The following is an 8,123-nucleotide window of genomic DNA, read 5'->3' as shown; positions in this document are numbered from 1 at the left end:
GGTAGTGCCCGAACTCTTGCGCACTTTGGTCTTCGCCCGTCCCTGTGGCGGTGATCAGTTCGCTGCTGGTACGGTCTCACCGAGCCTTGACATGTCGAGGTAGCGGCGCGTCGACCACTCGTCGGATGTCACGTAGCGGACCCTCGCGCAGACGAGCATCAACGCGCTGCGTCCGTCGGGGAACGAGCCGACCACGCGGGTCCTGCGCCTGATCTCGCGGTTGAGCCGTTCGATCATGTTGTTGGTGCGGATCCGACGCCTATGCTCGCGCGGGTAGTCGTCGAGCAGGTAGGTCGTGGTCTCGCCGATGCCCTCGCGCAGGCATTTGGCGGCCTCCTTGAGTTTCCTGGATTCCATGTCCCGGGCGACGGATTCGGCCTTCTCCAACGCCTTGTCGCGTGATTCCATGGAGAACACGGCCTTCAGTGCGTCGGCCGCCCAGTCGCGGTTCCCGGGGTTGACCCTGGCGAGTATGTTGCGCTCGAAATGCACCATGCACCGCTGGTAGCGGGCATCGGGCAGCAGCTCGCCCGCGGCGGCGACCAGCCCCGCGCACCGATCTCCCGTCACCAGTCTCACGCCCTTGAGGCCTCGTGCGAGCATGCCTTTGATGAATTCGCGCCAGCTTTCCGCGTCCTCCTTCATGCCCTCGGCCACCGAAAGCACCTCGCGCCGCCCGTCCATGCCGACGCCGATGGCCACCAGGATGCTCACGTTCTCCACGGACCCGCCCCAGCACCTTTTGTGCCACACGCCGTCCATGAACAGGTACGGGTAATCCTGTTCGAGGGGCCTGCCCCGCCATGCGTCGATATCCGCATAGACGCGCTTGAGCTTGTCGCTCAGGGTCTGCGAGGGCATGCGGTCGCCCCACAGGAGCCGGCTGACATCATCGACCTGGCGGGTGGAGACGCCGGCCAGGTACATGTCGATCAAGGCCTCCTCGACGCTCTCCTCACGCCGACGGTATCGTTCGATCACGGCCGACTCGAACACCGCGCCCTTGAGTTTCGGCACTTTCAGGCTCATTTTGCCGGCCTTGACGGTCAGGTCGCGCTCGTAGTGGCCGGCCCGGTACGCCTTGCGGTCCCCGCTGCGCTCGTAGCGCGCGGCGCCGGTGATCTCGTCGGCCTCGGCGTCGAGCATCGCGTTCAGGGTCTCCTCGACGCTTTTGCGGACCATCCGGTCCAGGGTGGTTTCCAACATGGCCTGGTCGACCTGTAGAATCTGCTGTGACATGGCTTCGTGCCCTCGTTTCCAATCGCGGTTTTCTAATGTCTGGCGACTGAAAATCGTACACAGGACACGGGCCATGCCCCTATCTCAAGCCCAAACCAAAGTGCGCAAAATCTCAGGCGTTATCTGAAACCTTAGCTCGGAACTCTGAAACTATTACTTTGTACTCTGAAACTATTTATAGGAATCCTGAAACTTTAGCTCGGAGCATCATATTATTTATTATCGAAGAAGAAAGCTTATCTCAAATAACACTCACAAGATGACATACAAAAAATGGCTCTAACATATAGCTAGAGCCATCTTCCAATAAACAATGCTAGTTACTTAAAACAAGCAGTGCCTACTTATTGTTTTCTTCCATCATTTTCTTCTTACGAAGAATTGCAAGTCCCGCAATCGAGAAGCCTAGCGCTGCGATCAAAGCTGCAAATGATGCCGATTCGCCTGTCTTAGAAAGCATACCAATACGCTTTTCAGACTGCGGCTTCAATTCCGACGTAGACGGATTTGGAGTTGGATTCGGTGTCGGCACAGAATCTTTCGTGTAAATGGCATACACAGTCATATCGCCATTAACTACGCTTGCTCCCGTAAACGTCTCGCCCTTGCCATCTTCCTTCGTGTTCCACTCCTTGAAGGCATAACCACCGGCCTTCGTTGGGTTAGCAGGCATGGACTGATCAGTCAACGCATCCGTATCAATAGCCTTACCGGTTTCTACCTTCACCGCTGCATGCGTATTATCGCCGTTCTTGAAAGTAACCGTGTTTTGAGCAGGCTTCTTCACTTGGAACGAATAAGAGATTTGTTTAGGCTTATTTTCTTCACCATTATTATCAAGCCCACTCGCGTCTTGTTCAGCTGCAAAGAAGAAATAATTGCGATTAGCACAGTTATCCTCTCTTGCAGTTGTTGCTTTCACAAAATTCTCTGTAAGAGAATTGGCAAAATCATAGAAACCAGATACCGTTCCACGAATCCTATATTGCTCACCTTCAGTAGCTGCCTTCTTCACAGATAAACCAGTTACTGAAATCACGATATTGCTTGTATCTACATTCTTAACTTCGCTAATGATGTCTTGCCATTTCTGAGTTGTTCCAGGATTATCTTTTTTTAATGTAACAATGAGTGTTTTACCATCATTTGTTTTTGTTACACTTGGAGAAAATCCCTTAATTCCGCTAATTGTAGCAGATGCATCATTAGCTACTTCTACACCATCTGGAATGTCTAATGTGAAAGCAAATCCTGCATCAACCTTACCGTAACTATTGTGGAATTTATCAATTTCAACGTCATTCATGCCACCAAGTCTTGTATAGACTAGCGTCCAACCATTGAGATAACGCTTAAACCATGGGATATTAACTGAAAAATCAAGATTCAGTTTATCCCCAGGCTGTAGTTCACCAACCGCTTTGGAATCCGTTACATCCTTGAGCCTTAGATCACCGTATACTTTAAGTTTATCAACTGGATTTTTAATTTCATCTTGAGTTAATAAATCATTTTCCTCAAAGCCAAATGGATTGACACGATTTTCGATAGGTTTTGTAGGATGTTGTCCTGGTTTTGTATCTCCTTCTGCCGTATCGTGCCCTGCGAGATAACCATATCTTTCTTCAAATCCATTTCCAGGTAAGAACCAATACGTATTAAAACTATTTACTATCCCTGCATTCGGAGTACTTGTCATACCATCCAAAGAGTTAAATGGAAAATCCGCAATCGCTGTTTTGCTTGGAGAGGTTAAATACTTAGGGAATACTCCATAATAAGTTTTTCCATCAAAGCCATCGGTTATCTCCTTCTTTTCCACATCAACCCAATACGTATTCTTTAGCGCACTATCAGTCAAATATTCAGGCGTAGCAGCCGACAAATCCTTTATCAAATACGGAAGAGGCTCACTGCCTTCAGCAAATGCGGACGGTACAAATACCGTTGATGCAATCAATGTGGCTGATACTATCGTTATAGCTATATTCTTTAGTGATTTCACGTCAAGCCTCCTACGGTCTCTTGATTTCAAGTGACTTTAACGGGGATGTAATGTTAACGATTGGATCATTAACCGGGTGATTTCCAAATTTATATAATTGGCAAATTCCCGAACCGGTTATAGTCCCAAGTAATTCTTCTTTACCTTCTACGGTATATGGGATATTTACGTTAATTTCATGTCCTGTTTGATTACGTTCACTTTCTACAAGCTTAAAGAATTCTTTATAGTCATTCCAATTTCCTAATTGAATAGTGATAACAACTGAATTATCCTTTTCTACATATTTTGCTGTAATAGCACTGATAGCAGATGAATTTTCGGTAGCTGTAATTGCTTTTGCGTCAATCTTGAAATTAGAAGGGAATTGTACCGTATATTGAGCAATGGGGAAATTTTCACCTTCACTAGACATGATTATATTTTCAAATTTCCGAGGTCCAAAACCTTTCCCTTTTATATCCTTCTCATATACTTTGTAAGCTCCTTCAAAAAGATCAGCAGCTTCCACGCGTGCACTTATAGCACCTGAATAAAAACCTGTCTGACCTTCAATTGGAGTTACGGGAGTTGCAGTTACGGTTTTACTTACATCTACAGTTCCAGTAACTTTCTTTGAGAAAAGTGAACCACTTACACTTAACTGACTATTAACCTTATATTCGAGCTGGTTCTCAGCCGCAAATGCCTGAGTAGTTCCAGTCATTACGCCAAATGCTACCAATGTAGCCATCAATAGGCCCATTGTCTTTTTTACTATTGTTTTCATCTTATACATCTCCTTATCAATTTATTGATGTTCCTTTATTGTTTTGAAAAATCGCATAAAAATAGGCAGAAACACATACCTACCCATCAGGTATATATTTCTGCCGGTTAAAAAATTCTACGTGAAAAGAGACAGAGTTATGCTGTCTGTCTGTCTGTCTGTCATGGATTTTGTCAGTCTTTTCATGGCTTGTCAACCCTTTATACGTAACTTTTAATACGCTGATTATACAAGATAAATTCTATATTGACTAGTTCGTTGTTTACCCGTCTATTTTCATTACGTTCCCATCAAGGAAGGTAAACTCAACCTTTCCATCTTTATGCACGCATAGATAGTCAACCATGCTAAGCCAGACGTTTTCATCGAACGCTGTTAACAAGTCCTGTTTTTTCAAGTCCTCGATAAAATATTCAACCTCATCACGCCTCGCTTGCTTTTCAACAATACTAGCTTTGACTTCCTTAAGCCTTGAGCTCATATTACACTCACAAGATGACATACAAAAAAGAGGCTTCTGCTGTTTTCGTGGGTTAGATTGCGGGTTGTGGCAGTCGTATGTCGGGTCCGCCGCATCGGAGCATGACCAGCGCGATGAGGTTGGTGACGTGGTGGAATCCGTAGGCCATGCGGATGGTGGCCTTGATCTGTGTTTTGTCAAGTTGGAGTAGGCCGTTTCGGCGTTTCTTTTAGTCCATGTGAGCGGCGGGTTTCAGGCCGTTTCGGCGTTGGCCGGTCCTGCTGGTTGTTGGTTATTGCATTGGTTATTGCATGAGGGCGTGGGTCTTGCGCCAGGATTCGCCCTCGAAGCGGATCATCCGTCCGTGGTGGACGGTGCGGTCGATGATCGCGGCGGCCATGTTGGGGTCGCCGAAGATCCTGCCCCATCCGCTGAACTCGATGTTGGTGGTGTAGATGATGCTCTGGGTCTCGTACGCGTTGGTGACGACCTGGAACAGGAGCCTGCTGCCGTCCTCGTCGATGGGCACGTAGCCGAGTTCGTCGATGACGAGCAGCGGGGTCCTGCCGATCGCGGCGAGTTCCCGGTCGAGCCGGTTGTCCGATTGGGCCCTGAGGAGCCGCATGACCAGGCCCGCGGCGGTGAAGTAGCGTGCGGGTATGCCCTTGCGGCATGCGTTCCTGCCGAGCGCGATGGCGAGGTGGGTCTTGCCGGTGCCGGGAGGGCCGAACAGGACGAGGTCGTCGTGGCCGGCGATGAAGTCGAGGGTCGTGATCCGCCCGCGCCCGTAGTCGACGGGGAAGCGGATCGGGGTCCAGTCGTAGCCGCCGAGCCCCTTGTCGGCGGGGAATCCGGCGGCCTTGAGCAGGCGTGAGCGTTTGGAGCGTTCCCTGGATTCGATCTCGGCGTTCATCCACGATTCCATGAATTCCATCTGGCTGGGGGTCGCGTCCGCGAGCTGGTCGGCGAGGACCTGGCGGGTCAGAGGCAGCCGTCTGGCCAGGGTCATGATCGTTGCGATTCTTTCGCCGGTGGACGCGCGCCTGCGTTTCATGTCGGGCATGACGACCGGCGGACGGTGGGTTCCCATGGTCAGGCCTCCTTCCTTTCCCATGGCTGTCGGGGTTTCATGAACACGTCGTATCCGGTCAGGTCGGGTGCCGACTGCTCGTACGGCTTCTCGCCGGCGGCGATGCGCCGGGCCATGGTGGTCACACTGGCCTCGTCGATCGCGTGCCCCTGTTCGACCAGGTGCTCTCCGGCCCGGACGGCGGCCTCGAAGCCGGACGCGGCGCTGGCCTTGGCGATGACGCGGAACGTGGTCCTGCGTGTCTTGGCGTCCATGCGGTCGATGGCGATCCTGAGTTTGTCGGGGAAATCGTCACGGATGGTGGAATCGGTCCATGCGTGGGTCTTGCGGCTCAACGCGGGCAGGAGCGTGGCGGGGTTGCGCACCGTGGCCGGCGAATCCCCGTACACGCGCGGCAGTCTGGCACAGGTGCGTCCGTCCTGGGTGCGGATCGTCACGTCGAACGCGCGCAGACCCACGTCGAGAGTCCAGCCGCGCCACGAGGGGCCGGCGAGGTAGTAGTTGCCGTCGATCTGCACACGCCCGTCCTTGTCGGCCTTCCCCACCTCCCAACGGATCGCGTCGTACGGCTTGGCGGGAAGCGGCTGCATATCCATCTTCTCACCGGCGAACAGGCCGCCGATCGGCGCGCCCTTGCGGTAATGCGTCTCCTTGGCCATCGCGTCGCAACGCTCCAGCATGTACCGGGTCAGTTGGCCGTGGGACTCTGCGTCGGGCATGGGCACCATGATGTTGCGGCGCAGGAACCCGACCGCGTTCTCCACGCTGCCCTTCTCATTGCCCGAGTTCGGGTTGCAGAACCTGGTCTCCAGCCGGTAATGCTCCACGAACAGTTCGAACACGTGCACGACGGTGACCTTGTCCCACGCGATCCGATGGCCGGCGCCGGTGGCGTTGTCAAGCACCAGCGTCAGGGGGACCGCGCCTATGTGCTCGAACACCGTGCGCAGCCCCGCGCACACGCATTCGGCGTTCTCCCCGGGCAGGGCCACGCAGTAGCGCATGTTCGAATACGGGAACGTGACGACCAGGCAATGCACGTCGACCCGGTCCCCGCCGACCACGGCCTGCGCCATGCCGAAATCGACCTGCGCCTCGCCCGGATGCCACTTGAGCTCCAGATACCCGTCCGACGGGAGGCGATGCTCCTCGCGCCACCGTTTCACGTACCGCCGCACCGGCGAATACGAGCCCTCGTAGCCCTTCTCCGACACGAGTCTGTCGTACACGCGCTTGGCGGTGTGCCGCTGCTTGCGGGGCATGAACCGGTCCGCCTGCAGCCACCCGTCCACCGTCGCCCTGAACGGATCGAGCTTCGACGGCCGCGATACGGAGCGCTCCGGTCCGGGAGAGCAATCCTCCCTCCCGGCGTACTTCGCGACCGTGTCGCGGGCCACGCCCACCTCTTTCGCGATGCTCCTCCATGACATGCCATGCGCGTCAAGCACCCTGATACGTTGTTGTACGGACACCGGTACCGTCATTCCTTTCCTTTCCCGAGAAAACCGAACGGTTTGACTTTCAACTCGGGAAACTAGTCCAGGCAGGACGGGCCGGTGTTCGTTTCTCACCACACGCTGAAGTGGACCAGAACCTGCCGCTCACATGGAAGACATCCACACGCTCACACGGCCCACTTTCTATTGAACAGACACATCCTGACCTTGTCGAGCGCGTCGGTCATCCAGGAGACGATGTGGAACCCGTCCAATACGCGTTCGGCGTTCGGGCAGCGCTCGGCGACGCACGGGTCGATCCAGCGGGCCCCGTCGCCGGTGACGACCTTGATGGAGGCGCGCTGTTCGGGCGTCAACGCCTTGAAGAACAGGCCGAACACGTCCCTGCCGTACCCGTCGCGCGCCCGGATGACCCGATGCCGCTCGTGGTCGACGACCACGGCCAGATACGTGTGGCCCTTCCTGTAGCTGGTCCCGTCCACGCCGATCGCCGTCAGGCCGTCGAACGGCGAGGGCATCGACGCCTTGACGCGTTCGGCGACCCGACGGGCGACGTCTCCCGCGGTCCTCCACGCGATATGAAGGAAACCGCCGACCGTCTTCCGGTTCGCGACCGTCATCGGCCACGCGCACTCCGCCTCGAAATCCCTGGTGGACCGACTGCCCGGCCCCGCCCACGGCACGGAGGCGACCACGACGCCGCATTCCGGGCGGTCCACGCGCGGCAGGGCGGCGACCAGTCCGACCCTCCGGCAGCCGAAGTCCTGGTGACGCCAGCGACGCACGCCGCCGCCCCGGTCGTAACCATGACGGCGTCTGCCGCATCGGGAGCACCGGAGCATGCCCCTGCGCGGGCGCGGGCGGATCTCGAGCACGGGCACGGGGCGCAATGGGGAGTCGACGATGCACGCGTCCTCGACCACCATGCCTTTGACGTTGAGAAGCCGGTTGCATATGCCGTCCATCAGACGCTTTCCAGTTGTCATTTTCTTTGGTCGGAAAACACAATGGTAGTGCCCGAACTCTTGCGCACTTTGGTCTTCGCCCGTCCCTGTGGCGGTGATCAGTTCGCTGCTGGTACGGTCTCACCGAGCCTTGACATG

At 54.7% G+C, this 8,123-nt stretch carries 7 protein-coding genes; all 7 read right to left on the bottom strand.

Annotation, left to right across the window (positions count from 1 at the left end; all coding sequences use genetic code 11):
- Positions 1-54 precede the first annotated feature (54 nt).
- A complete protein-coding gene (locus ACEUKI_RS10640) occupies positions 55-1,239 on the bottom strand; it encodes an IS256 family transposase (RefSeq protein WP_131218582.1) in 1,185 nt (394 codons plus the stop codon).
- A 340-nt stretch (positions 1,240-1,579) separates the two neighbouring features.
- On the bottom strand, positions 1,580-3,244 hold the full coding sequence (locus tag ACEUKI_RS10635) for an InlB B-repeat-containing protein (RefSeq protein WP_374156879.1): 1,665 nt from the start codon (positions 3,242-3,244) through the stop codon (positions 1,580-1,582).
- A 10-nt stretch (positions 3,245-3,254) separates the two neighbouring features.
- Positions 3,255-4,013 (bottom strand): hypothetical protein, encoded by a 759-nt coding sequence (locus tag ACEUKI_RS10630; RefSeq protein ID WP_080785778.1) that lies wholly within the window; start codon positions 4,011-4,013, stop codon positions 3,255-3,257.
- A gap of 262 nt (positions 4,014-4,275) precedes the next feature.
- Positions 4,276-4,515, bottom strand: coding sequence for a hypothetical protein (locus ACEUKI_RS10625; RefSeq protein WP_080785775.1), 240 nt, complete (start codon positions 4,513-4,515; stop codon positions 4,276-4,278).
- Positions 4,516-4,777: 262 nt separating this feature from the next.
- On the bottom strand, positions 4,778-5,563 hold the full coding sequence (gene istB, locus ACEUKI_RS10620; protein WP_144169533.1) for an IS21-like element helper ATPase IstB: 786 nt from the start codon (positions 5,561-5,563) through the stop codon (positions 4,778-4,780).
- A gap of 2 nt (positions 5,564-5,565) precedes the next feature.
- Complete coding sequence (gene istA, locus ACEUKI_RS10615) at positions 5,566-7,047, bottom strand: IS21 family transposase (RefSeq protein WP_374156878.1); 1,482 nt, start codon at positions 7,045-7,047, stop codon at positions 5,566-5,568.
- A 140-nt stretch (positions 7,048-7,187) separates the two neighbouring features.
- A complete protein-coding gene (locus ACEUKI_RS10610; RefSeq protein WP_374156877.1) occupies positions 7,188-7,946 on the bottom strand; it encodes a transposase in 759 nt (252 codons plus the stop codon).
- Between the last annotated feature and the right edge of the window lie 177 nt (positions 7,947-8,123).

Source organism: Bifidobacterium sp. 2450 (assembly GCF_041900695.1).
Classification (GTDB): domain Bacteria; phylum Actinomycetota; class Actinomycetes; order Actinomycetales; family Bifidobacteriaceae; genus Bifidobacterium; species Bifidobacterium longum.
This window is presented reverse-complemented; position numbering and strand designations above follow the sequence as displayed.